The sequence below is a fragment of the Mycolicibacterium rutilum genome (assembly GCF_900108565.1).
Classification (GTDB): Bacteria; Actinomycetota; Actinomycetes; order Mycobacteriales; family Mycobacteriaceae; genus Mycobacterium; species Mycobacterium rutilum.
In genome coordinates this window covers 4,502,696-4,527,088 of record NZ_LT629971.1, presented here as the reverse complement: position 1 = coordinate 4,527,088, position 24,393 = coordinate 4,502,696, and the positions used below count along the sequence as shown (strand labels likewise).

Genomic DNA, 24,393 nt, shown 5'->3' with positions numbered 1-24,393 from the left:
CCTTCCGTGAAGCTCGCCCGTCCCGACGTGTTCCATCCGCGCATCGTGTTGGCCGGTTGCCCGGCCCTGCCGGACGGCGACGGCGACGACGCGGGGCTGGTCGCGGCGCTGGCCGGGCGCGGCCTGCACGCTCGCTGGCTGTCCTGGGACGATCCGGCGACGCTGGACGCCGACCTGGTGATCCTGCGCGCGACGTGGGACTACATCGAGCGGCTCGACGAGTTTCTCGGCTGGACGCGCCGGGTCCGGCACCTGCTGAACCCGGCGCTGGTGGTGTCCTGGAACACCGACAAGCGTTATCTGGCCGACCTCGCGGCCGCCGGGGTGCCCACGATTCCGAGCCGGTTCTTCGCGCCGGGGGAGCGGGTGCGCCTGCCCGACAGCGACGAGGTCGTCGTCAAACCCTCGGTAGGGGCGGGTTCGGTTGACACGCTTCGCTTTTCGGACCGCGACGATGCGCGCGAGCATGCGGCCCGGCTGCAGGACGCGGGGCGGACGGTGCTGGTGCAGCCCTACGACGAACGAGTCCAGGACGGTGAGACCGCGCTGGTGTTCCTCGCCGGCGCGCAATCGCACGCGTTCACCAAGGGGCCGATCCTGCGGGCGCCCGGCGAGGCGCCGCAGTTCGACGAATCGGGCACCTACGCGCAGGAGCAGCTCGCCGCGGCCGATCCCGATTTCGAGCTGTGGGACGTCGGCCATGCGGCGCTCGCAGCCGCCGCCGCGCACCTCGGCATGCAGCCGGAGGAGTTCCTGTACGCGCGGGTCGACATCATCGGCGGCCGGGCCGATCCGCGCGTGCTGGAGGTGGAACTGGTCGAGCCGTCGCTGGGTTGGGCGCAGCTCGACGACGCCACGCGCGGGGTGCAGCAGCGCGAGTTCGTCCTCGCCGTGGAATCAGCGCTCGAGCGGTTCGGGCTCGGCCCGCTCTCGCATCGACGCCCATAGCGCGGCGGTCGCCGCGGTGCACGCCGCGGCGCCCGCGACGTGGACGGCGACCAGGGCCGCCGGCACCCCGGTGAAGAACTGCACCGTGCCGACCAACCCCTGTGCCACCACGAGCACGAGCAGCACGCCGAGCCGGACGAGCACCGGCCGCGGCGCCCGCACCGCGAGCAGCCCAAAACCAAGACCGACGAGCAGGGACAGATAGGCCACCAGCAGCGACGAGTGCAGGTGGACCAGCGTGGTGATCTCGACCTCGAGGCGCGGGATCGTCCGGTCGACGCTCTTGTCGCCGGCGTGCGGACCGGCGCCGGTCACCAGCGTCCCGGTCACCAGCACGGCGGCCAGCGCCAGCGCGCTGAGCAGGGCGAGCCGGCGCAGGATCTTGGGTGCCCGCCGGGTAGGCACCCCGTCGTCGGGCTCGCCGATCTTGACGAACAACAGCACCGACAACCAGACCATGGTCATCGACGCCAGCAGGTGGATGGCGACCGTCCACCACAGCAGCCCGGTCAGCACGGTGATCCCGCCGATCACCGCCTGCACGACGGTTGAGGCGGGCATCAGCCACGCATAGACCAGGACTTCGCGCCGCCGGCGGGCACGAATCACCGCGAGCACCGCCGCGGCGGCGGTGAGCACGACCAGGAACGTGATCAGCCGATTGCCGAACTCGACCGCCTGGTGCACGACGGGCACCTCGGCAACCGGCACCGGCGTGAAGCTGCCCGGGAAGCACTGCGGCCACGTCGGACAGCCGAGACCCGAGGCGGTGACGCGCACAATCGCGCCGGTGACCGAGATCCCGCCCTGGGTGAGGATGACCAGCAGGGCGATGACGCGCTGGGCCCGCAGGCTGGGCAGCGGTAGCAGATCGACCAGCCGCAGGAACACGCGTCGCACGTACCGATGGTAGAGCAGCGCAACTACAACCCGTAGTAGCGGGTCAGCGCGGCGCCACGAACGGGATCAGCACCTCGTCGACGAGCTGCACGACCAGCGCGTCGTCGATCGGGTCGCCGGTGATCAGCAGGCGGTGCCACAGCACGCTCTGGCCCAACTCGCGGGCGATCTCGACCGGGACGTCGGCGCGCACGTCGCCACGTTCGATCCCGCGCGCGAGCAGTGCGGCCATCTCCGCCTTGCGCCATCCGATGACGCCGGCGCGGAACGCCTCGGTGAGTTCGGAGTCGTGGGCGGCCGCGCCGATCGCCGAACGGATCAGCGCGGCCTGCGGTCCGGTGAACAACGCCGCCCACCCGCGCAGCACCGCGAGCATGTCGCCGCGGTAACTGCCGGTGTCCTCGTGGGGGATCGCGGCGGTCGCGATGCCGAGCAGCGTGTCGCGCAGCAGCGCCGGCGCATCCGGCCAGCGGCGGTAGAGCACGGGCTTGCTGGTCCGCGCCGCGGCGGCGACGGCCTCCATCGTCACCCCGGCCGGGCCGTGCTCGGCCAGGATCTGCAGGACCGCCGTGCGGATCGCCGCATCGAGCTCATCACCGCGCCGACGCGACATCCGACCTCCTTAGAAGAAACGCTTGCGTATCTTAACCGAGCTGCCTACTCTCGAACTATAAGAAACGCTACCGTATCTTGGAGGTTCCTGATGCAACTGCCTCAGCCCCGTCCCGTGCTCTATCCGCTGCGCTCGGTCGACACCGCGACCGTGCGCCACCTCGACTATCCGCGCGGCCGCCGGCGCATCACGATCGACCACCGGCCATTGCGCGGGCTGGCCCCGGCGATGCTGCTCGACTGGTTCAGCCATCTGGGCGAGACCATGCTCTACGGCGGTGAGGTGATCGACCGCTACCTCGCCTGGCATCCCCTCGACCACATCCGATGGGAGCTCGCGCGCCCCGCGCCCGGTGGCGGTGCGGCCGACGGCGCCCGGTTCCGGATGGTCGAGGCGTTCGGTGCGCGACCGGAATACGCCATCGACGAGCTCGCCCGCGTCGAGAAGCTCGACGAGACCGGCATCCGGCTGGTCAAGCGCATCGCCGGCGTCCCGGTCTTCCAACTCGAACACACCTGGTCGGCCGGCGCCGACGGTGTGCACTACGTGACCGTGATGGACCTCGGTGCCCGCTCGGCGTTGTTCGCGCCGGTGAACGCCGTGCTCCGGCGCAAGTTCGTGGCCGCGAAGGCAGAAGCGTGGGTCAGGCACAACATCGAGGAGGTGGGCCAACTCGAATACCTGCTGCCGCAACTCGTCTCAGGTGAAGCGGAACCAGCGCAGCGCGCACAGCGCCGCGACGCCGCCCCACACCGCGAGCACGAGCAGGCCGAACCAGTCCACTGACAGGCTCATCGCCCGCGACAGCGCCTCGGTCAGCGCGCCCGACGGGGTCAGCCGCGCCACCCACTGCAGCGCCGACGGCACCATGCCGCCTTCGAGCGTGAGCGCACCGAGCCCGGCGAACACGAACCACAACAGGTTGGCGACGGCCAGCACGATCTCGGCGCGCAGCGTGCCGCCCAGCAACAGGCCCAGCGCGGCGAAGCCCGCGGTGCCCAGCGCGATGATCACCGCACCGAGGGCCAGCCCCGCCAGGTGCGGGCGCCAGCCCAGCGCAAAACCGATCGCGCCCAACACGATCGACTGCAGGATCACGACCGCGACCACCGCCAGCGACTTGCCCGCGATGATTCCCCACACCGGCAGGGCGGTCGCCCCCAGCCGCTTGAGCGCGCCGTAGCGGCGATCGAACGCCACCGCGATCGCCTGCCCGGTGAACGCCGTCGAGATCACCGCCAACGCCATGATCGCGGGGACGAACGTCGCCGCCCGGTTCGGGCCGAAGTCGCCCAACGGCAACAGTGTCAACCCGATCAGCAGCGTGATCGGGATGAACATCGTCAACAGCAGCTGCTCGCCGTTGCGCAGCAGCAGCCGCAACTCCAGGCCGAACTGCGCGGTCAGCATCTTCTGCACGCTGGCCGGTCCCGGTGCCGGCGAAAACGTCCCCGGCGCAAAGCGATTCGTCGTCACGGCCGCAACTCCCGCCCCGTCAGCTCCAGGAAAACGTCTTCGAGACTGCGCTGTTCGACGCGCATGTCGGTGGCCAGCACGTTGAGCCGGGCGCACCACGCGGTGACCGCCGCCAGCACCTGCGGGTTGATCGCGCCCTCGACCAGGTATTCACCCGGCGCGGTCTCGGTGGCCTGATAGCTCTCCGGCAGCGCCGACACCAGCAGCGACAGGTCCAGCATGCGCGGCGCACGGAACCGCAGCTGGTTCTCGGCGCCGCTGCGCATCAGCTCCTCGGGGGTGCCGGTGGCGACGGGCACGCCGTGGTCGATGATCATGATCCGGTCGGCTAGCTCCTCGGCCTCGGTCAGCTGATGGGTGGTCAGCACCACGGTCACGCCGTCGCGGCGCAGCCCGTCGATCAACTCCCACACCACGATTCGTGCATGGGCATCCATACCGGCGGTCGGCTCGTCGAGGAACACCAGCTCGGGCCGGCCGACGACCGCACAGGCCAGCGCCAGGCGCTGTTGCTGCCCGCCCGACAGCCTGCGGTAGGTGGTCTTGGCCGCCTCGGTCAGCCCGAGCGTGTCCATCAGCCAGGCCGGGTCCAATGGGTTGGCGGCGTAGGCCGCGACGAGGTCGAGCATCTCGCCGGCGCGGGCCGCCGGATAACCGCCGCCGCCCTGCAGCATCACGCCGATGCGTTCGCGCACCCGGGCGTTGTCGGCGGACGGGTCGAGCCCGAAGATCTCGATCGTGCCGGAGTCGGGCTTGATGAAGCCCTCGCACATCTCGACCGTGGTGGTCTTGCCGGCGCCGTTCGGGCCCAGCAGGGCGAACACCTCGGCCGTGTGCACCTCGAGATCGAGTTCGGCCACCGCCACGGTCGCCCCGTAGCGCTTGGTCACCCCGTGCAGTCGCACGGGGTGAGCGGCCCCTAGCTGCGTCACGGGGATTCAGCGTAGGCGTCGGTGGTCCGGCTGGGCCGCACCGGCTGCGGCGCCGGTGGCGGCGACGAGGACGGGTGGTCGGGCGGCAGCGTCTTCACGGCCCGCCACGGCAGCCGGTTGTAGGTCAGCAGAATGAGCAGCAACGCGACCACGGTGCTCGCGGCGACGGCCAGCAGGATCTGGAACAACGTGAACCGGTCGCCGTTGGCGGTCGGCCCGAAGATCCCGACGGCCAACGTCACCACGATCGTCGCGCTGCGGAACGCGGGGCGCGTCGCCCACGCGGCCAGCGGCAGCACCGCCCACAGCACGTACCAGGGCTGGACCACCGGGAACAGCAGCACCGTCATGCCCAGAGCGACGCCGAGCCCGCCCACCGGATGCAGTCGGCCGCGCAGCACGGCCAGCAGTAGCCAGGTGACCAGGATCGCGATGATCGACACGCCGATGGCGCGGGTGAGGCCGAGCACCGCGGTCGTGTGGTCGCCCAGGCCGAGCAGGATGCCGACCTGGCCCGTGCCCAGCGCCAGCAGCGTGGGCAGCGACATCCAGCTGCGCACGACGTTGGCGGTGCCGAGCGTGAAGATCCAGCCGAACCCCAGGCCGCTGGCCCACCCGATGAGCGCCATCACCGCGACCGACACCGCGGTCAGGGAGCCGCCGGCCAGGAAGAACGCCTTGACCGTGCCGCCCCACCGCCAGGCCAGTGCCATCGCCACGAAGCCCAGCGCCAGCAGCGAGGGCAGCTTGACCTGCGACGACATGGTGATCAGCACGACGCCGAGCAGCAGCATCGCCGCCGGCCACCAGCGGGACCAGCCCTCCCGGCCGTGCGGCCAGCTCAGCGGGCGGGGGAGCAGCGGCGCGGCCGCGTCGACCCCGCGCAGCGCGAACTCGGTGCCGGCCAGCATCAGGCCCAGCATCAACGCCTCGTTGTGGATGCCCGCGACCAGATGCATGATCAGCAGCGGGTTGGCCGCGCCGAGCCACAGCGCGCTCACCTCGGCGACACCGCAGCGGCGCGCGAGCCGCGGGACCGCCCACACGATCAGCCCGACGCCCAGCAGCACCACCAGCCGGTGACACAGCACCGCGGCGACGATGTTCTCGCCGGTGAGCGCCGAGATTCCCTGTCCGATCCACAGGAACAGCGGACCGTAGGGCGCGGGCGTCTCGCGCCACATGTTCGGCACCGACAGGGTGAACACGTGGTCGAGGCCGAGCCCCGGCGCGGGCCCCACCCGGTAGGGGTCGAGCCCGTTGACCGCGATCTCGCTCTGCGCCAGGTAGGAGTAGACGTCGCGGCTGTACATCGGCGGCGCGATCAGCAGCGGCAGCACCCACAGCCACAGCAGGCGATCCAGTTGGCTGCGCGACATGCGCCGGGACCCGAGGGCGAACCTGCCCAGCATCAGCCAGGCCAGCGCCATCATCACCGCGCCGGTGGTGGTCATCGTCAGCGACACCGTCTGGATGCGCGACGGCAGGTTCAGCAGCCGCACGCCGAACGTGGGGTCCTGCACCACCGGGCGGGCACCGACGCCGAGCGCGCCGATCGCCATCAGCACCGTGCCGGTCGCCCCGAACAGCCGGGTGTGGCGCAGCGCGATGACCTCGGCGTCGTTGAGGGGGGACCCGACCGGCGGTTCGTCGGCGTGCCATCGGGCAATCGACGAGCTGAACGAACGGAGGCGGGCTGCCACCTCAGCAGCGTAACCGCCGACCTTATGCGGTCCGTCACGCTAAGGGTGCCCTTGCTTTACACGGCTTTCGGAATTCCGTCACAATAGTGTTGTGAAAGTCAGTCCGGACGCCTCAGATCGCCACACCCGTGGCGCGATCGTCCGGCTGTTGCTGGAATCCGGACCCATCACCGCAGGTGACATCGGCGAACAGCTCGGTATCTCCGCCGCAGGCGTGCGTCGGCACCTCGACGCGTTGATCGAGGCGGGCGACGCGCAGTCCAGCGCCGCCGCGGCCTGGCAGCACACCGGTCGCGGCCGGCCCGCCAAGCGGTACCGGCTCACCGCGGCCGGGCGGGCCAAGCTCGGACACGCCTACGACGACCTGGCCGTGGCGGCGATCCGGCAGCTGCGCGAGATCGGCGGCGACGACGCCGTCCGCACGTTCGCGCGGCGGCGGATCGACGGGATCCTCGCGGGTGTCGCGGGAGTATCCGAGGGGTCCGATGACGTTGAATCTGCTGCAGGCCGCATCGCCGACGCGTTGACCGAGGCGGGTTACGCGACGACGACGACGCCGGTGGCCGGTCCGATCCGCGGCATCCAGCTGTGCCAGCATCACTGTCCGGTCTCACACGTCGCCGAGGAGTTCCCGGAGCTGTGCGAGACCGAGCAAGAGGCGTTCGCCGAGATCCTCGGCACGCACGTGCAGCGGCTCGCCACCATCGTCAACGGCGACTGCGCCTGCACCACGCACGTTCCGCTGGTCGACAAGATCAGCTCCAGCCCGCTAGCAGCCCCCACAAGTAAGCAAGGAGCGTCGACATGACGACCACACCCGAGGTCCACAAGGTGGGCGAACCGCTCAGCCAGGAGGAGACCATCGCCTCGCTGGGCCGGTACGGCTACGGCTGGGTGGACTCCGACGCCGCGGGCGCCAGCGCACAGCGCGGGCTGTCCGAGGCGGTGGTGCGCGACATCTCCGCGAAGAAGAGCGAACCCGAGTGGATGCTCGACATCCGGCTCAAGGCGCTGCGCACGTTCGACAAGAAGCCGATGCCGAACTGGGGTTCCAACCTCGAGGGCATCGACTTCGACAACATCAAGTACTTCGTGCGGTCCACCGAGAAGCAGGCCGCCACCTGGGACGACCTGCCCGAGGACATCCGCAACACCTATGACAAGCTCGGCATCCCCGAGGCGGAGAAGCAGCGCCTGGTCTCCGGCGTCGCCGCGCAGTACGAGTCCGAGGTGGTCTACCACCAGATCCGTGAGGACCTCGAGGCCCAGGGCGTGATCTTCCTGGACACCGACACCGCGCTCAAGGAGCACCCGGAGATCTTCAAGCAGTACTTCGGCACGGTGATCCCGGCCGGGGACAACAAGTTCTCCGCGCTCAACACCGCGGTGTGGTCGGGCGGTTCGTTCATCTACGTGCCGCCGGGCGTGCACGTCGACATCCCGCTGCAGGCCTACTTCCGGATCAACACCGAGAACATGGGCCAGTTCGAGCGCACGCTGATCATCGTCGACGAGGGCGCCTACGTGCACTACGTCGAGGGCTGCACCGCGCCGATCTACAAGAGCGACTCGCTGCACTCCGCGGTCGTCGAGATCATCGTCAAGGCCGGCGGCCGGTGTCGCTACACGACCATCCAGAACTGGTCGAACAACGTCTACAACCTGGTCACCAAGCGCGCGCGGGCCGAGGCCGGCGCCACCATGGAGTGGGTCGACGGCAACATCGGTTCCAAGGTCACGATGAAGTACCCGGCGGTGTGGATGACCGGTGAGCACGCCCGCGGCGAGGTGCTCTCGGTGGCGTTCGCCGGCGAGGGTCAGCACCAGGACACCGGCGCCAAGATGCTGCACCTGGCGCCGAACACCTCGAGCAACATCGTGTCAAAGTCGGTGGCCCGCGGCGGCGGCCGCGCGTCCTACCGCGGCCTGGTTCAGGTCAACAAGGGCGCGCACGGTTCGCGGTCCAGCGTCAAATGCGATGCGCTGCTTGTCGATACGGTCAGCCGCTCCGACACCTACCCGTACGTCGACATCCGCGAGGACGACGTGACGATGGGTCACGAGGCCACCGTGTCCAAGGTCAGCGAGGACCAGCTGTTCTACCTGATGAGCCGCGGCCTGACCGAGGACGAGGCGATGGCGATGGTGGTGCGCGGCTTCGTCGAGCCGATCGCCAAGGAGCTCCCGATGGAATACGCGCTGGAGCTCAACCGGCTGATCGAGCTGCAGATGGAAGGGGCTGTGGGCTAAGTGAGTTCCCCTCTGCAAACAGCGGTCGAAGGGACACCGGCAGGCTCGGCGCTCAACAAGGGTGAGGTCTTCACCTCGTTCGACGTCAACGCCTTCGAGGTGCCCGGCGGCCGCGACGAGATCTGGCGGTTCACCCCGCTCAAGCGGCTGCGCGGCCTGCACGACGGCTCGGCATCCGCCACGGCCCGCGCCGACATCGCGGTCAGCGAGCGCCCCGGCGTCACCGTGGAGACCGTCACCCGCGACGACGAACGCCTCGGACAGGGCGGCGTGCCCTCGGACCGCGTTGCGGCGCAAGCCTATTCGTCGTTCGAGACGGCCACGATCGTCACCGTCGGCCGCGACACCGAGGTGGCCGAGCCGATCGAGGTCGACATCACCGGCCCTGGTGAGGGCGCGGTCGCCTACGGGCACCTGCAGATCCGTGTCGAGGAACTCTCGCGCGCGATCGTCGTGGTGGACCTGCGCGGCAGCGGCACCTACGCCGACAACGTCGAACTGATCGTCGGCGACTCGGCCGGGCTCGGGGTCATCTGGATCGCCGACTGGGCCGACGACACCGTGCACGTGAGTGCGCACCACGCGAAGCTCGGCAAGGACGCGGTGCTCGGCCACGTGAACGTTACCCTCGGCGGCGACGTCGTGCGCACGACCGCGAACGTGCGGTTCACCGCGCCAGGCGGGGACGCCAAGATGCTCGGCACCTACTTCGCCGACGACGGCCAGCACTTCGAGTCGCGGCTGCTCGTCGACCACGCGCACCCGAACTGTAAGTCCGATGTGCTGTACAAGGGTGCGCTGCAGGGGGATCCGGCGTCGAACCTGCCCGACGCGCACACCGTGTGGGTCGGCGACGTGCTGATCCGCGCCGAGGCCACCGGCACCGACACCTTCGAGGTCAACCGCAACCTGCTGCTCACCGACGGCGCGCGGGCCGACTCGGTGCCCAACCTCGAGATCGAGACCGGTGAGATCGTCGGCGCCGGCCACGCCAGTGCCACCGGCCGGTTCGACGACGAGCAGTTGTTCTACCTGCAGGCGCGCGGCATCCCCGAGGACCAGGCGCGCCGCCTGGTGGTGCGCGGCTTCTTCAACGAGATCATCGCGAAGATCGCCGTGCCCGCAGTGCGCGAACGCCTCACCGAAGCAATCGAACGAGAACTAGCGATCACGGAATCGAGAACAGCTCAATCATGACCACTCTGGAAATCAAAGACCTGCACGTCTCGGTCACCTCACCGGAGCAGACCGAGATCCCGATCCTCAAGGGTGTGAACCTGACCGTGAAGTCGGGCGAGACCCATGCGGTGATGGGCCCCAACGGATCCGGCAAGTCCACACTGTCCTACGCGATCGCCGGGCACCCGAAGTACACGGTGACGTCGGGCTCGATCACGCTCGACGGCCAGGACGTGCTGGAGATGAGCGTGGACGAGCGGGCCCGCGCCGGGCTGTTCCTTGCGATGCAGTACCCCGTCGAGGTGCCGGGCGTGTCGATGTCGAACTTCCTGCGCACCGCCGCGACGGCCGTGCGCGGTGAGGCGCCGAAACTGCGGCACTGGGTCAAAGAGGTCAAGGGCGCGATGGCCGACCTCGAGATCGACGCCGCGTTCTCCGAGCGCAGCGTCAACGAGGGGTTCTCCGGCGGCGAGAAGAAGCGCCACGAGATCCTGCAGCTGTCGCTGCTCAAGCCGAAGATCGCCATCCTCGACGAGACGGACTCGGGTCTGGACGTCGACGCGCTGCGGGTCGTCAGCGAGGGTGTGAACCGCTACGCCGAGGCCGAAGACGGCGGTGTCCTGCTGATCACGCACTACACGCGGATCCTGCGCTACATCCAGCCGCAGTTCGTGCACGTGTTCGTCGGCGGCCGCATCGTCGAGTCCGGCGGCCCCGAACTCGCCGATGAGCTGGAGGAGAACGGCTACGTGCGCTTCACGCAGACGGCGGCAGCGGGGGCGTAAGCCGTGACCGCCCCTGTCCGCAGGCTGGATGTGGCGGCCCTCCGCGCCGACTTCCCGATCCTGAAGAAACAGATGCGCGGCGGAGAACAGCTGGCGTATCTGGATTCCGGCGCGACCTCGCAGCGTCCGCTGCAGGTGCTCGACGCCGAACGCGAGTTCCTGCTGACCTCCAACGGCGCGGTGCACCGCGGCGCGCACCAGTTGATGGAGGAGGCCACCGACGCCTACGAGCACGGCCGGGCCGACATCGCCGCGTTCGTCGGCGCCGATCCCGACGAACTCGTGTTCACCAAGAACGCCACCGAGGCGCTCAACCTGGTGGCCTATGTGCTCGGGGACAGCCGCTTCGAGCGTGCCGTCGGGCCGGGTGACGTCATCGTCACCACCGAGCTCGAGCACCACGCCAACCTGATCCCGTGGCAGGAATTGGCGCGGCGCACCGGTGCGACGCTGCAGTGGTACGGCGTCACTTCAGAAGGGCCGGACGCCGGGCACATCGACCTGGACTCGCTGCAGCTCGACGAGCGCGTCAAAGTCGTTGCGTTCAGCCACCATTCGAACGTCACCGGTGCGGTGGCCCCGGTCGACGAACTGGTGGCGCGGGCGAAGGCGGTCGGTGCGCTGACCGTGCTGGACGCATGCCAGTCGGTGCCGCACCAGCCGGTGGACTTCCACGCCCTCGACGTCGACTATGCGGCGTTCTCGGGGCACAAGATGCTCGGACCCACCGGCATCGGTGTGCTGTACGGACGCCGCGAGCTGCTCGACGCGATGCCACCGTTTCTGACCGGCGGTTCGATGATCGAGACCGTCACGATGGAGGCGACCACCTACGCGCCGGCGCCGCAGCGCTTCGAGGCCGGCACGCCGATGACGTCGCAGGTCGTCGGATTGGCCGCGGCCGCACGGTATCTGAGCACCATCGGGATGGATGTGGTAGCCGAGCACGAAGCACAACTGGTGGCCGCGGCGCTGGACGGGCTCGCGACCGTCGACGGCGTGCGGATCATCGGACCCACCACGCTGCAGAACCGCCTCTCGCCGGTGAGTTTCGTCGTCGACGGGGTCCATGCCCACGATGTCGGGCAGGTCCTCGACGACGGCGGGGTGGCGGTGCGCGTGGGCCACCACTGCGCGTGGCCGCTGCACCGGCGGTTCGGCATCGCCGCGACCGCGCGGGCGTCGTTCGCGCTCTACAACACCCTCGACGAGGTCGACCGGCTGGTGGCCGGTGTGCGCCGCGCCGTGGAGTTCTTCGGGGACTGACGTGCGACTCGAGCAGATGTATCAGGAAGTGATCCTCGATCACTACAAGCACCCGCATCACCGCGGCCTGCGCGAGCCGTTCGGCGCGGAGGTGCACCACGTCAACCCGACCTGCGGGGACGAGGTGACACTGCGCGTCGCGCTCTCCGACGACGGCGAGCGGGTTATCGACATCTCCTACGACGGGCAGGGCTGTTCGATCAGCCAGGCGTCGACATCCGTGCTGACCGATCAGGTGATCGGGCAGAGCGTCTCGGGCGCGCTGGAAACCGTGGCGGCGTTCAACGAGATGGTGGCCTCGCGCGGCACGGTCGAGGGCGACGAGAATGTACTCGGAGACGGCATCGCATTCGCCGGTGTCGCGAAGTACCCGGCGCGCGTCAAGTGCGCGCTGCTGGGCTGGATGGCTTTCAAAGACGCGCTGGCGCAGGCGTCGGAGGGATTGCAGGAGGCAGGATGAGTGACACCGCAGTGCCGGACAACGAGCTGCTCGCCGACCTCGAGGAGGCGATGCGCGATGTCGTCGACCCCGAGCTCGGCATCAACGTCGTCGACCTCGGCCTGGTCTACGACCTCAACGTCGAGCCGGGCGAGCAGGGCAACGTCGCGCTCATCGACATGACCCTGACGTCGGCCGCCTGCCCGCTGACCGACGTGATCGAGGACCAGTCCCGCACCGCGCTGGTCGGCAGCGGGCTGGTCAAAGAGATCAAGATCAACTGGGTGTGGAACCCGCCGTGGGGCCCGGACAAGATCACCGAGGACGGTCGCGAGCAGTTGCGCGCGCTGGGCTTCACGGTCTGAGCACGCGGCGGCCCAGGAAGTCGCGGATCAGTTCGGCGACCTGATCGACCGCGGTCTCCAACAGAAAATGGCCACCGTCGAGGAGATGGATCTCCGCGTCGGGCGCGTCCTTGCCGAACGCGCGGGCGCCGTCGGGCCCGAAGATCGGGTCGTTCTGCCCCCACACGGCCAGCACCGGCACCCGGCCCGTCCGGAGATGGTCGTGCAGCGCGGGGTACAGCGGCGGGTTGGTGGCGTAGTCACCGAACAGCTTCAGCTGCACCAGATCGTTGCCCGGCCGGCCGATCAGCGCCGCGTCGTGTGACCAGGTGTCCGGGCTGACCAGCGTCTCGTCGGGCACACCGGTCAGATATTGCCATTTGATCGCATCGACGTCGAGCGCGGTGCGGACACCGGCCTCGGTCTCGGGTGTCTGCTCGCGGTGGTACGCCCACACCGGCCGCCAGAAGTCCTCGACGAAGCCTTCCTCGTAGCCGTTGCCGTTCTGCGTGATGATCGCGGTGATGGCGTCGGGGTGGCGCAGCGTCAGCCGCCAGCCGATCGGGGCGCCGTAATCCTGCACGTAGATCGCGTAGCGGGCGACGCCGAGGTGGTCCAGCAGTCCCTCGGTCAGGTCGGTGAGCGCATCGAAGGTGTAGTCGAACTCGTCGACGGTCGGGGCGTCAGACAGCCCGAAGCCGAGGTGGTCGGGTGCGATGACGTGGTACGCGTCGGCCAGTCGGGGGATGAGGTCGCGGAACATGAACGAACTGGTCGGGAACCCGTGCAAGAGCACGACGGCGGGCGCGTCGGGATCGCCGGCCTCCCGGTAGAACAGCGTCCGGCCCTGCACGGTGGCGTAGCGGTGATGAACTCGACCCGACATGGCTAACTCCTCTGACTGATTTTAGTGGTTAGAGACAGTCAACACCGCGTGCGGTAACCTGTCAATAAGGATTTGGAGGTTAGGTATGGAGTTGGTGGTCGCCGGTCCCGCGGACGAGGCGTTGCTGCTCGACCTGCTCAACACCACGCCCGTGATCGACGGCGTGGCCCACGACGAGCTGGCCGAGTCGCGGGCGGCGCGGAAATGGTTGCGGGACAGGGGAGTAGCTCCAACCGACGCCCAGCTGGCCGCGCTGCGCGAGGTGCGGCCGGTGCTCCAGGGCGTGGTCCGCGGCGAGGCGAAACCGGCCGCGCTGCACGGGTTCCTCGACGGCGTGCGGCTGGAGCCGACGGTGAGCGGTTCCGGCCTGGACTGGCGGCTGGCGGTCGACGACGCCGCGGCTCGGGTCGTGCTGGCCTGGGACGCCCTGCGGATCAGCAGCCCCGGCCGGCTGCGGCCGTGCGCCAACACCGAGTGCCGGCTGTTTCTGCTGGACCGCAGCAAGCCGAACACCGCCCGCTGGTGCTCGATGGCGGTGTGCGGCAACCGCATGAAAGCGCGACGGCACTACCGGCGGACCCGTACCTGACGGTCGTTTCGATCACCCAGAGTTCAAACCTTCCTGGCACGTAGCGCCGGCGGCAGGGTAGAACCTCGTGTCTTCAGTGACCGACGTACCCATCACCCCCGAAGCCGACCCGACCGGCGACGCCAAGCGGGTCCGCACCGCACTCGTCGCGAGCCTCGTCGGCACCACGATCGAGTGGTACGACTTCTTCCTCTACGCGACCGCGGCGAGCCTGGTGTTCAACCATGCATTCTTCCCGGACCAGAGCTCGCTGGTCGGCACGATGCTGTCGTTCGCGACGTTCGCGGTCGGCTTCGTGGTCCGGCCGATCGGTGGATTCGTGTTCGGCCACGTCGGCGACAGGATCGGCCGCAAGAAGACGTTGGCGTTGACCATGGTCCTGATGGGCGGGGCCACCGCACTGATGGGAGTGCTGCCCACCGCGGCGCAGATCGGGGTGCTCGCCCCGATCCTGCTGCTGCTTTTGCGCATCGTGCAGGGCTTCGCGCTCGGCGGCGAATGGGCCGGGGCGATCCTGCTGGCCGTCGAGCACAGCCCGCCGCGCCGGCGCGGCTTCGCAGGCAGCATCCCGCAGGTCGGCCTCGCGCTGGGGTTGGCGTTGGGCACCGGAGTCTTCGCGCTGCTGCAGATCGCGCTGCCCGACGACGCGTTCGAGTCCTACGGCTGGCGGATCGCGTTCCTGATCAGCATCGTGCTCGTCGTCTTCGGGCTCGTCGTGCGGTGGAAGGCCACCGAGACGCCGGCGTTCGAGAAGGTCCGCGACGACGACGACCGCGCGGCGGTCCCGCTGCGCGAAGTGTTCCGCCCGCCCGCCCTGCGCAACACCGTGCTCGGCCTGCTGTCGCGCTGGGGTGAGGGTGCGGCGTTCAACACCTGGGGTGTGTTCGCGATCTCCTATGCGACCGGGACGCTGCACCTGGAGCGGGTACCGGTGCTCATCGCGGTGACGGTCGCCGCCCTGCTGATGGCGGTGCTGCTGCCCGTGTCGGGGTTGCTGGCCGACCGGTTCGGCGCCCGCACCGTGTACGCCAGCGGGATCGCCGCCTACGCGGTCGCGGTCTTCCCGGTGTTCGCGTTGTTCAACACCGGCAGCCTGACGGCCTACACCCTCGGGATGCTGGTGGTGTTCGGCGTCATCCACGCCTGGTTCTACGGCGCCCAGGGCACGCTGTACGCGTCGCTGTACCCGGCGCGGGTGCGCTACACCGGGTTGTCGACGGTCTACCAACTGTCGGGGGTGTACGCGTCGGGCGTGACCCCGCTGATCCTCACCGCGCTGATCGCCGCCGCGAATCAGTCGCCGTGGTTGGCGTGCAGCTACCTCGTCGCGACCGCCGTCGTCAGCGTCGTGGCGACGCTGTTGTTGCGGCCGAAGGCCCTGACCGAAATCTGACCCCGCGGGCGCGTCGGCTGGCGAGAATGAGCCGATGGTCACGGTGCCCGCGGTGATGTGGCGGGGCGGTTTCGGCCGTCGCGCGCTGACGATCGGCGGCGTGGTCGGCTCGAGTTTGGGCGTGTTGGCCTGGCTCGACTCCGGATTCCTCGTCGGCGGTGTCATCGTCACGGTCGTCGTCGGCACCTGCTACGGCGTCTGGATGGCGCGCCGGATGGTTCGGTACTGGCCGCAGTCGGAGACGCTTGAGGATGACCAGCGCGTCGCGGTGGTCCGCGCGGTGCGCCGGGGCGACGACCTCGATCCGGGGCTCTCGCAGGCGGCCGCCGGATACGCCCGCGCGCTGTGTGGTGCGGCGGAGGAGGGCCGGCCGGTGCGCTGGGTGCTGGTCGTGGTCCTGGTCGTGGCGCTCGGCACAGCCGTGTGGGACGCCACCTTCGGCTCGTGGGGCAGCGCGATCGCCTCGCTGGTGTATCTGGCCGCGCTGCTCGTCGAGGTGTTCTGGTGGCCGCGCCGCCGAGCACACCTGCTGACCCGCGCCCGTAGCCTGGCGTCGTGATGACGACGTCCTACGTTGCCACCCGCCGCCAGCTGCGGGGTGTCGCCGAGAGCCTGATCGCGGGTCCGCAGTACCGCGCGGCGGGCACCATCCGGCTCGCGGTGCGCCCGGACGGTTTCGCCGCGGTCGCCATGCCGCTGGCCGTGCACGGCACCGAGCTGGTGTTCGAGAACGGCAGCGTCGCGCTCGCCGGCCCCGTACGGGCGATCGCGGCGGCGGCCGGGGTGACCGCCGGGCCACCCGAGGGCGTCTACGAACTGGTCGACCCGCTGCCCGACGACGCCGAACTCGACCTCGACCGGGCCGCTGCCGAGTGGTTGCACCGCTGCCTCTACGCCGGCGGTCACGCGATCAAACGGGTTCTGCCACAAGAGCATCCGATCTTGTGGCCGGAGCATTTCGACGTCGCGGCCGTCGACGCCGAGGTGAACTACGGGGTGTCGCCGGGCGACGACACCCACCCGACCCCCTACGCCTACGTCGGCCCGTGGCAGCCGCGCACCGGCGCGTTCTGGAATGCACCGTTCGGCGCGCTGCTGGCGCTCGATCCCGCGGACGATGTCGACGCGACCACCGAGCGCGTCGTCGAGTTCTTCGAGCGCGGCCGCGCCGAACTGGGTATTCGTCCGTAGGCTGGGAACATCCAGCCGCCCAACAGCGTTAGGAACCAACGTGGCTACCCAAGACATCACCGCCGAGCAATTCAACGACACCATCAACGACAACGAGATCGTGCTGGTGGACTTCTGGGCGTCGTGGTGTGGCCCGTGTAAGGCCTTCGCCCCGACGTTCGCGGCCTCGTCGGAGAACCACCCCGACGTCGTCTACGCCAAGGTCGACACCGAGGCCGAGCAGGCTTTGGCGGCCGCGGCCGACATCCGGTCGATCCCGACGCTGATGGCGTTCAAGAAGGGCAAGCTGGTGTTCAACCAGGCCGGCGCCCTGCCGCCCGCCGCGCTCGAGGACCTCGTGCAGAAGGTCAAGGAATTCGACATCGACGCCGCGATCGCCGCGCAGAGCAACGGCGAGCAGGAGTAATCGGCCGCACGCGATAGCGTGCACTGCGTGACCGAGCATTCAGCAAACAGCGACTTCGTCCTGGTCGACCGGCCCCGCCCCGGGCTGGCCCTGGTGACCCTGAACCGGCCGGAGCGGATGAACTCCATGGCGTTCGACGTCATGGTGCCGCTCAAGAAGGTGCTGGACGAACTGACCTACGACAACTCGGTGCGCGCCGTGGTGCTGACCGGCGCCGGGCGCGGCTTCTCCTCGGGTGCCGACCACAAGTCCGCAGGCTCGGTGCCGCACATCGACGGGTTGACCCGGCCGAGTTTCGCGCTGCGGTCCATGGAGGTCCTCGACGACGTCATCCTGGCGCTGCGCAAGATGCACCAGCCGGTGATCGCCGCGGTCAACGGCGCCGCGATCGGCGGAGGGCTGTGCCTGGCGTTGGCCTGCGACATCAGGGTCGCCGCCGACGGCGCCTACTTCCGGGCGGCAGGCATCAACAACGGCCTGACGGCCAGCGAACTCGGGTTGTCCTACCTGCTGCCCCGCGCGATCGGGACCTCGCGCGCGTTCGAGCTGATGCTGACCGGGCGCGACGTCGACGCCGTGGAGGCCGAACGCATCGGGCTGGTGTCGCGCACCGTGCCGGCAGCCGAGTTGCTCGACGTTTGCTACGAGTTCGGTGAGCGGATCGCGGGGTTCTCGCGGCCCGGAATCGAGTTGACCAAACGCACACTATGGAGTGGACTGGACGCCGGTAGCCTGGAAGGGCACATGCAAGCCGAGGGCCTCGGACAACTATTCGTCCGGTTGCTCGCCGCCAACTTCGAAGAAGCCGTGGCGGCGCGCGCCGAGAAACGGGCCCCGGTCTTCACCGACGACAAGTAAGGACTGCACCGCGTGATCACCGCAACGGACCTCGAGGTCCGCGCCGGGGCGCGCACGTTGCTGTCCACAGACGGAACCGCGCTGCGGGTCCAGCCGGGTGACCGGATCGGGCTGGTCGGACGCAACGGCGCCGGCAAGACCACCACGATGCGGATCCTGGCGGGCGAGGGGGAGCCCTACGCCGGCACGATCATCCGCAACGGCGAGATCGGTTATCTGCCACAGGATCCCCGCGAAGGCGACCTCGACGTGCTGGCCCGCGACCGGGTGCTGTCGGCCCGCGGACTCGACACCCTGCTCGCCGACCTGGAGAAGCAGCAGGTGTTGATGGCCGAGGTCGCCGACGACACGGCCAGGGACAAGGCGGTCCGCAAGTACGGCCAGCTCGAGGAGCGGTTCGCCGCGCTCGGGGGTTATGCCGCCGAGAGCGAGGCCGGCCGGATCTGTGCCAGCCTCGGCCTGCCCGAACGCGTGCTCACCCAGCCGCTGCGCACCCTTTCCGGTGGTCAGCGGCGCCGCGTGGAGCTGTCGCGGATCCTGTTCGCGGCGTCCGAGAGCGGGGCGGGCTCGAGCACGACGCTGCTGCTCGACGAACCGACCAACCACCTCGACGCCGACTCCATCGGCTGGCTGCGCGACTTCCTGCAGAGCCACACCGGCGGGCTGATCGTCATCAGCCACAACGTCGATCTGCTCGCCGACGTGGTGAACCGGGTGTGGTTCCTCGACGCGGTGCGCGGTGAGGTCGACGTCTACAACATGGGCTGGCAGAAGTATCTCGACGCCCGCGCCACCGACGAGCAGCGCCGCCGACGCGAACGCGCCAACGCCGAACGCAAGGCCGCAGCGCTGCGTACCCAGGCCGCAAAGATGGGCGCGAAGGCCACCAAAGCCGTTGCGGCGCAGAACATGTTGCGGCGCGCGGACCGGATGATGGCCGCGCTCGACGAGGAACGGGTGGCCGACAAGGTGGCCCGCATCAAGTTCCCGACCCCCGCGCCGTGCGGGCGCACGCCGCTGGTGGTCAAGGGACTGACGAAGAACTACGGCTCGCTGGAGGTCTTCACCGGCGTGGACCTGGCGATCGACCGCGGTTCGCGCGTCGTCGTGCTCGGCCTCAACGGCGCGGGCAAGACCACGCTGCTGCGCCTGCTGGCCGGGGTCGAGACGCCGGACGCCGGCGGCATCGAACCGGGCCACGGTCTCAAGCTCGGATACTTCGCCCAGGAACACGACACCCTCGACGACACCGCGACCGTGTGGGAGAACATCCGCCACGCCGCACCGGACACCGGCGAGCAGGATCTGCGAGGTCTGTTGGGCGCGTTCATGTTCAGTGGTCCGCAGCTGGAGCAACCGGCGGGCACGTTGTCCGGCGGCGAGAAGACCCGGCTCGCGCTGGCCGGGTTGGTCGCGTCGACGGCGAACGTGCTGCTGCTCGACGAGCCGACCAACAACCTCGACCCCGCCTCGCGCGAGCAGGTCCTCGACGCGCTGCGCAGCTATGTCGGCGCGGTGGTCCTGGTGACACACGACCCGGGGGCGGCCGAGGCGCTGGAACCCCAGCGCGTCGTGCTGCTGCCCGACGGCACCGAGGATTTCTGGTCCGAGGAGTACTCGGAACTGATCGAACTCGCCTGACCTCGGACGCATTGCGTCGTGGTGGATCCAAATCGCGAACCGTTTCGTCAATTTCGGCTAGCGGCGTGTAGCTGCTTCCTACCCTGGGTAACCGTCGGGGCATCCACTTGGGGAGGTGCTGATGAAGAAACTGGACAAGTCGCGCGACGAGTTGCTCAACGAGCTGCGCAGCGCGTACGAAGGCGGCGCGAGCATCCGGACGCTGGTCGCATCCACCGGACGCTCATACGGTTCGATTCACAGCATGCTGCGTGAATCCGGTACCACGATGCGCAGCCGCGGGGGGCCGAACCACCGCAGCAGGCGGCACTAGCTGCGCGACTGGCGGACTGAGTCCTCCACGAGGTCCAGTACCGCACTGAGCTTTTCGGGGTCGTCGCCGGACGCCAGCCGGGCGACCAGACCGTCGAGGATCAGATCGAGATAGGTCTGCAACACGGCGCCGGGCACGTCGTCACGAAGCCGGCCCGCCTGCTTCTGCATCCGTAGCCGCGCCTCGGTGGCTGCGGACAACTCCGCTGACCGGTCCTGCCAGCCGCGGTGGAACTCCGGGTCGTTGCGCAGCTTGCGCGCGATCTCCAACCGGGTGGCCAGCCAGTCGAACTGGTCGGGGGCGGCCAGCATGTCGCGCATCACCTGCACGAGGCCCTCGCGCGCCGCGACGTCGGCCATCCGCTCGGCGTCCTCGCGGGCCAGTTCGAAGAACAAGGTGTCCTTGTCCTTGAAGTGGTGGAAGATGGCGCCGCGCGACAGCCCGATCGTCTGTTCGAGCCGTCGCACGGTCGCCTTGTCGTAACCGTATTCCGCGAAGCACCGCCGGGCACCGTCGAGGATCTGCCGACGGCGCGCCGCCAGGTGATCGTCGGTGACCCGGGGCAACGGAGTTGTCCCTTCCCGCTACTGCGTTTTGAGCATGTTGCGCAGCACGTACTGCAGGATGCCGCCGTTGCGGTAATAGTCGGCCTCGCCGGGGGTGTCGATGCGCACCACCGCGTCGAACTCGACCTTCGAACCGTCCTCCTTGGTCGCGGTCACGTGCACCGTCTTCGGCGTCTTGCCGTCGTTGAGCGCCTCGATGCCGCTGATGTCGAAGGTTTCGGTGCCGTCGAGCTTGAGAGACGCCGCCGACTCACCCTCGGGGAACTGCAGCGGGATCACGCCCATGCCGATCAGGTTCGACCGGTGGATGCGCTCGAAGGACTCGGTGATCACCGCGCGCACGCCCAGCAGGCTGGTGCCCTTGGCCGCCCAGTCGCGCGACGAGCCCGACCCGTACTCCTTGCCGCCGAGCACCACCAGCGGAATCCCTTGCGCTGCATAGTTTTGCGCGGCGTCGTAGATGAACGCCTGCTCACCGCCGTTGGTGAAGTCGCGGGTGTAGCCGCCGGACACGTCGTCGAGCAACTGGTTGCGCAGCCGGATGTTGGCGAACGTGCCGCGGATCATCACCTCGTGGTTGCCTCGACGCGAGCCGTAGGAGTTGTAGTCCTTGCGCTCGACGCCGTTGGACTCCAGGTACTCGGCCGCCGGGGTGCCGGGCTTGATCGCGCCCGCGGGGGAGATGTGGTCGGTGGTCACCGAATCACCCAGCAGCGCCAGCACTCTGGCGCCCTTGATGTCGGTGACCGGCTCCGGCTCGGCGGGCATGCCGTCGAAGTACGGTGGCTTGCGCACGTAGGTGGAGTCGTCGGCCCACTCGAAGGTGTTGCCGCTCGGTGTCGGCAGGTTGCGCCAGCGCTCGTCGCCCTTGAACACGTCGGCGTAGTTCTTGGTGAACATCTCGGTGTTGATCGCCTCGGCGATCGTGTTGTCGATGTCCTTCTGCGTCGGCCAGATGTCCTTCAGGAAGATCTGGTTGCCGTCCTTGTCGGTGCCCAGGCAGTCCTTCTCGAAGTCGAAGTCCATCGTGCCGGCCAGCGCGTAGGCGATGACCAGCGGCGGGGACGCCAGGTAGTTCATCTTCACGTCCGGGTTGATCCGGCCCTCGAAGTTGCGGTTGCCCGACAGCACCGCGGTGACCGACAGGTCGGCGTCGTTGACCGCCTTGGAGATCTCCTCGGGCAGCGGCCCCGAGTTGCCGATGCACGTGGTGCAGCCGTAGCCGACCAGGTAGAAGCCGAGCTTCTCGAGGTACGGCCACAGCCCGGCCTTGTCGTAGTAGTCGGTGACGACCTGCGAGCCCGGCGCCATCGTGGTCTTGACCCACGGCTTGGTTGCCAGCCCCTTCTCCACGGCGTTCTTGGCCAGCAGCGCCGCGCCGAGCATCACCTCGGGGTTGGAGGTGTTGGTGCACGACGTGATCGCGGCGATGACGACGGCGCCGTGGTCGAGTTCGAACTCGCCCAGCTCGTCGGACTTGATGCTGACCGGTTTGCTCGGGCGGCCCTTCGCCCCGACCGCGGCCGAGGTGGCGGACTCGTGGTCGTGCAGCGTGCCGTTGTCGGCGTACTCGATGTTGCGCACCGGGTCACTGGCCGGGAACGTGTCGTCGACCGCGTCGTCGAGCTTGGTGTACTGCGTCGGCTGGTGCTCGTCGACGTAGTTGTGGATGTCGCGCCGGAACGCTTCCTTGGCCTCGTCGAGCGCGATCCGGTCCTGCGGGCGTTTCGGTCCGGCGATCGACGGCACCACATCGGACAGGTCGAGCTCGATGTACTCGGAGTACTTCGGCTCACGCTCGGGGTCGTGCCACATGCCCTGTTCCTTGGCGTAGGCCTCGACCAGTGCGAGCTGCTCCTCGCTGCGGCCGGTCATCCGCATGTAGTCGATCGTGACGTCGTCGATCGGGAAAATCGCGGCGGTGGAACCGAACTCGGGGCTCATGTTGCCCAGCGTCGCGCGGTTGGCCAGCGGCACCTCGGCGACGCCGTCACCGTAGAACTCGACGAACTTGCCGACCACGCCGTGCTTGCGCAGCATCTCGGTGACGGTCAGCACCACGTCGGTCGCGGTCACGCCGGGGCGCCGTTCGCCGGTCAGCTTGAAGCCGACGACGCGGGGGATGAGCATCGACACCGGCTGGCCCAGCATCGCGGCCTCGGCCTCGATGCCGCCGACGCCCCAGCCCAGCACGCCCAGGCCGTTCTGCATGGTGGTGTGACTGTCGGTGCCGACCGCGGTGTCCGGATATGCGACGCCGTCGCGCTCCCACACGACGCGGGCCAGGTACTCGATGTTGACCTGGTGCACGATGCCGGTGCCCGGCGGCACCACCTTGAAGTCGTTGAAGGCGCCCTGGCCCCAGCGCAGGAACTGGTACCGCTCGCCGTTGCGTTCGTACTCGATCTCGACGTTGCGCTCGAAGGCGTCCGCGCGCCCGAACAGGTCCGCGATCACCGAGTGGTCGATGACCAGGTCGGCGGGCGCCAGCGGGTTGACCTTGTCGGGATCGCCGCCCAGATCACCGATGGCCTCGCGCATGGTGGCCAGGTCGACGATGCAGGGCACGCCCGTGAAGTCCTGCATGATCACCCGGGCGGGGGTGAACTGGATCTCGACACTGGGCTCGGCGTCGGGATCCCAGTTGGCGATCGCTTCGATGTGGTCCTTGGTGATGTTGGCGCCGTCCTCGGTGCGCAGCAGGTTCTCGGCGAGCACCTTCAGGCTGTAGGGCAGCTTCTCGGTGCCCTTCACCGCGTCGAGGCGGTAGATCTCGTAGCTCTTGTCCCCGACCTTGAGGGAGTCGCGGGCACCAAAAGAGTTCAAGGACGAATTGGCGTTATTACCTTTGCTCACATCAACTCCCGGCTAGTTCTCGCCGCCGACGGGCTGTGTCGGCGACGTCTCCGATCCTAACAGTACGCTTGTCCTGCAAAACAACCAGGGCCCGTCTCCAGTCTGGTCGCCGCGCGTGTGTGCTGCCACCCCGCTGAGTACCCATCACGTACGGTTTCCCTGTGATCGGACCGCATGTCATTCCGTTCCTGCCGGCTTACATCCCGCCCGACGTGTGCGGACCGGTCGGCCAGGACCCGGCGACCACGCCGGTCGACACGTGCATGAGCCTCGTGATCGACGACGTACGCGACGACGGCGTCAGTGCGGCGCCCACCCCCGAGAACGAGGGACTACCCGAGGTCATCGCCGAGGCCCAGCAAAAGGGCGTCGACCTCAAGATCGTCGTCGTCGACCGCAACCCGCCGATCGACACCCCGCTGCGCGACATCGCCACCGAGGTGGGTGAGGCGTTCCCGGGTTCGACGGTGCTGGTGCTCAGCCCGACCGAGTCCGGCACGTTCTCGACGACCTACGACCGGATGACGCTGGAGGCCGGTCAGGACGTCGCCGAGGGGCGCGGTCCGGTACAGGGTTCGAAGAACTTCCTGAGCGAACTCACCGCCTCGCATTTTCCCTGGACGACATTCACCATTCTGGTGGTTCTCGGGGTCGTCGCGGCCGTTATCGGAACGCGACTTTTGCAGGTCCGCAGCAAGCGCGCCGTCTCGCGTGCGCAGGCCTGAAGTCTCACTGCCACAAGCACTTTCGCGGGTTCGCGCGAGTGCCCGGCAATGGCCGAAATAACGGTCGGATAACGCCTATTTCAATTACAAACTTGTAATTTGTGACATAAGTTTCTTCGGCGTCAGATGTGACG

26 protein-coding genes are annotated in these 24,393 nt (G+C 68.8%); 18 read left to right on the top strand and 8 right to left on the bottom strand.

Annotated features, from left to right (window positions below; translation table 11 throughout):
• The first annotated feature begins 6 nt into the window (after positions 1–6).
• A complete protein-coding gene (locus BLW81_RS22045) occupies positions 7–948 on the top strand; it encodes an ATP-grasp domain-containing protein (RefSeq protein WP_083409022.1) in 942 nt (313 codons plus the stop codon).
• Here the strand turns inward: BLW81_RS22045 and BLW81_RS22040 are convergent.
• Both BLW81_RS22040 and BLW81_RS22035 read right to left on the bottom strand, forming a co-directional pair.
• Entirely contained in the window at positions 898–1,848 is a 951-nt protein-coding gene (locus BLW81_RS22040; protein WP_083409021.1) for a COX15/CtaA family protein, read from the bottom strand. The two genes, BLW81_RS22045 and BLW81_RS22040, sit on opposite strands and share 51 nt — an antisense overlap.
• A 43-nt stretch (positions 1,849–1,891) precedes the next feature.
• The gene (locus tag BLW81_RS22035) at positions 1,892–2,461 is read right to left on the bottom strand and encodes a TetR/AcrR family transcriptional regulator (RefSeq protein ID WP_083409020.1); all 570 of its coding nucleotides are present in this window, start codon (positions 2,459–2,461) and stop codon (positions 1,892–1,894) included.
• 90 nt (positions 2,462–2,551) lie between these two features.
• Here BLW81_RS22035 and BLW81_RS22030 point away from each other — a divergent pair, with 90 nt between their 5' ends.
• A complete protein-coding gene (locus BLW81_RS22030; RefSeq protein ID WP_083409019.1) occupies positions 2,552–3,247 on the top strand; it encodes a hypothetical protein in 696 nt (231 codons plus the stop codon).
• Here the strand turns inward: BLW81_RS22030 and BLW81_RS22025 are convergent.
• The 3 genes from BLW81_RS22025 to mptB are packed head-to-tail and all read right to left on the bottom strand — an operon-like array spanning position 3,161 to position 6,572.
• Positions 3,161–3,937: an ABC transporter permease gene (locus BLW81_RS22025; protein ID WP_083409018.1), complete on the bottom strand. Its 777-nt coding sequence runs from the start codon at positions 3,935–3,937 to the stop codon at positions 3,161–3,163. The two genes, BLW81_RS22030 and BLW81_RS22025, sit on opposite strands and share 87 nt — an antisense overlap.
• Positions 3,934–4,842, bottom strand: coding sequence for an ABC transporter ATP-binding protein (locus BLW81_RS22020; protein WP_083409017.1), 909 nt, complete (start codon positions 4,840–4,842; stop codon positions 3,934–3,936). The genes BLW81_RS22025 and BLW81_RS22020 overlap by 4 nt, the downstream gene beginning before the upstream one ends.
• 23 nt (positions 4,843–4,865) lie before the next feature.
• On the bottom strand, positions 4,866–6,572 hold the full coding sequence (gene mptB, locus BLW81_RS22015; RefSeq protein WP_083409016.1) for a polyprenol phosphomannose-dependent alpha 1,6 mannosyltransferase MptB: 1,707 nt from the start codon (positions 6,570–6,572) through the stop codon (positions 4,866–4,868).
• Between the two features lie 91 nt (positions 6,573–6,663).
• On the opposite strand from mptB, the gene BLW81_RS22010 reads away from it, so the two are divergent.
• From BLW81_RS22010 to BLW81_RS21980, 7 genes are read left to right on the top strand one after another with little or no spacing between them, the layout of a single operon-like run.
• Positions 6,664–7,380 carry a helix-turn-helix transcriptional regulator gene (locus BLW81_RS22010; protein ID WP_083409015.1) on the top strand — a complete coding sequence of 239 codons (717 nt, stop codon included), beginning with the start codon at positions 6,664–6,666 and terminating at the stop codon, positions 7,378–7,380.
• Positions 7,377–8,822: a Fe-S cluster assembly protein SufB gene (sufB, locus tag BLW81_RS22005; protein ID WP_083409014.1), complete on the top strand. Its 1,446-nt coding sequence runs from the start codon at positions 7,377–7,379 to the stop codon at positions 8,820–8,822. Before BLW81_RS22010 ends, sufB begins: the two co-directional genes overlap by 4 nt.
• Positions 8,823–10,019, top strand: a complete 1,197-nt coding sequence (gene sufD, locus BLW81_RS22000; RefSeq protein ID WP_083409013.1) for a Fe-S cluster assembly protein SufD — start codon at positions 8,823–8,825, stop codon at positions 10,017–10,019.
• The gene (gene sufC, locus BLW81_RS21995; protein ID WP_083409012.1) at positions 10,016–10,786 is read left to right on the top strand and encodes a Fe-S cluster assembly ATPase SufC; all 771 of its coding nucleotides are present in this window, start codon (positions 10,016–10,018) and stop codon (positions 10,784–10,786) included. The genes sufD and sufC overlap by 4 nt, the downstream gene beginning before the upstream one ends.
• Positions 10,787–10,789: 3 nt before the next feature.
• Positions 10,790–12,052 (top strand): cysteine desulfurase, encoded by a 1,263-nt coding sequence (locus BLW81_RS21990; RefSeq protein WP_083409011.1) that lies wholly within the window; start codon positions 10,790–10,792, stop codon positions 12,050–12,052.
• 1 nt (position 12,053) lies between these two features.
• The gene (gene sufU, locus BLW81_RS21985; protein ID WP_083409010.1) at positions 12,054–12,512 is read left to right on the top strand and encodes a Fe-S cluster assembly sulfur transfer protein SufU; all 459 of its coding nucleotides are present in this window, start codon (positions 12,054–12,056) and stop codon (positions 12,510–12,512) included.
• Positions 12,509–12,856 carry a metal-sulfur cluster assembly factor gene (locus BLW81_RS21980; RefSeq protein WP_083409009.1) on the top strand — a complete coding sequence of 116 codons (348 nt, stop codon included), beginning with the start codon at positions 12,509–12,511 and terminating at the stop codon, positions 12,854–12,856. The genes sufU and BLW81_RS21980 overlap by 4 nt, the downstream gene beginning before the upstream one ends.
• Here the strand turns inward: BLW81_RS21980 and BLW81_RS21975 are convergent.
• Positions 12,846–13,721, bottom strand: coding sequence for an alpha/beta fold hydrolase (locus BLW81_RS21975; protein WP_083409008.1), 876 nt, complete (start codon positions 13,719–13,721; stop codon positions 12,846–12,848). The genes BLW81_RS21980 and BLW81_RS21975 overlap by 11 nt on opposite strands.
• Before the next feature lie 85 nt (positions 13,722–13,806).
• Between BLW81_RS21975 and BLW81_RS21970 the strand changes: the two genes are divergently transcribed.
• The 8 genes from BLW81_RS21970 to BLW81_RS21935 all read left to right on the top strand — a co-directional run bounded on the left by BLW81_RS21970 (position 13,807) and on the right by BLW81_RS21935 (position 20,112).
• The gene (locus BLW81_RS21970; RefSeq protein WP_083409007.1) at positions 13,807–14,310 is read left to right on the top strand and encodes a CGNR zinc finger domain-containing protein; all 504 of its coding nucleotides are present in this window, start codon (positions 13,807–13,809) and stop codon (positions 14,308–14,310) included.
• 76 nt (positions 14,311–14,386) lie between these two features.
• Positions 14,387–15,703, top strand: coding sequence for an MFS transporter (locus tag BLW81_RS21965; protein WP_157897988.1), 1,317 nt, complete (start codon positions 14,387–14,389; stop codon positions 15,701–15,703).
• A 34-nt stretch (positions 15,704–15,737) separates the two neighbouring features.
• Positions 15,738–16,262 (top strand): hypothetical protein, encoded by a 525-nt coding sequence (locus BLW81_RS21960; protein ID WP_083409005.1) that lies wholly within the window; start codon positions 15,738–15,740, stop codon positions 16,260–16,262.
• Positions 16,262–16,894, top strand: a complete 633-nt coding sequence (locus BLW81_RS21955) for a hypothetical protein (RefSeq protein WP_083409004.1) — start codon at positions 16,262–16,264, stop codon at positions 16,892–16,894. The genes BLW81_RS21960 and BLW81_RS21955 overlap by 1 nt, the downstream gene beginning before the upstream one ends.
• A gap of 40 nt (positions 16,895–16,934) precedes the next feature.
• Positions 16,935–17,300 (top strand): thioredoxin, encoded by a 366-nt coding sequence (gene trxA / locus BLW81_RS21950; RefSeq protein ID WP_083409003.1) that lies wholly within the window; start codon positions 16,935–16,937, stop codon positions 17,298–17,300.
• 18 nt (positions 17,301–17,318) lie between these two features.
• On the top strand, positions 17,319–18,158 hold the full coding sequence (locus BLW81_RS21945) for an enoyl-CoA hydratase (protein WP_083409002.1): 840 nt from the start codon (positions 17,319–17,321) through the stop codon (positions 18,156–18,158).
• A 12-nt stretch (positions 18,159–18,170) separates the two neighbouring features.
• Positions 18,171–19,799, top strand: coding sequence for an ABC-F family ATP-binding cassette domain-containing protein (locus BLW81_RS21940; protein WP_083409001.1), 1,629 nt, complete (start codon positions 18,171–18,173; stop codon positions 19,797–19,799).
• Between the two features lie 121 nt (positions 19,800–19,920).
• A complete protein-coding gene (locus tag BLW81_RS21935; RefSeq protein ID WP_083410735.1) occupies positions 19,921–20,112 on the top strand; it encodes a helix-turn-helix domain-containing protein in 192 nt (63 codons plus the stop codon).
• Here the strand turns inward: BLW81_RS21935 and BLW81_RS21930 are convergent.
• Together BLW81_RS21930 and BLW81_RS21925 are read right to left on the bottom strand one after the other, a co-directional pair.
• Positions 20,109–20,678, bottom strand: a complete 570-nt coding sequence (locus tag BLW81_RS21930; RefSeq protein WP_083409000.1) for a TetR/AcrR family transcriptional regulator — start codon at positions 20,676–20,678, stop codon at positions 20,109–20,111. The genes BLW81_RS21935 and BLW81_RS21930 overlap by 4 nt on opposite strands.
• A gap of 18 nt (positions 20,679–20,696) precedes the next feature.
• Positions 20,697–23,534 carry an aconitate hydratase gene (locus tag BLW81_RS21925; RefSeq protein ID WP_083408999.1) on the bottom strand — a complete coding sequence of 946 codons (2,838 nt, stop codon included), beginning with the start codon at positions 23,532–23,534 and terminating at the stop codon, positions 20,697–20,699.
• 161 nt (positions 23,535–23,695) lie between these two features.
• On the opposite strand from BLW81_RS21925, the gene BLW81_RS21920 reads away from it, so the two are divergent.
• Entirely contained in the window at positions 23,696–24,259 is a 564-nt protein-coding gene (locus BLW81_RS21920; protein ID WP_083408998.1) for an Rv1476 family membrane protein, read from the top strand.
• The last annotated feature ends 134 nt before the right edge of the window (positions 24,260–24,393 follow it).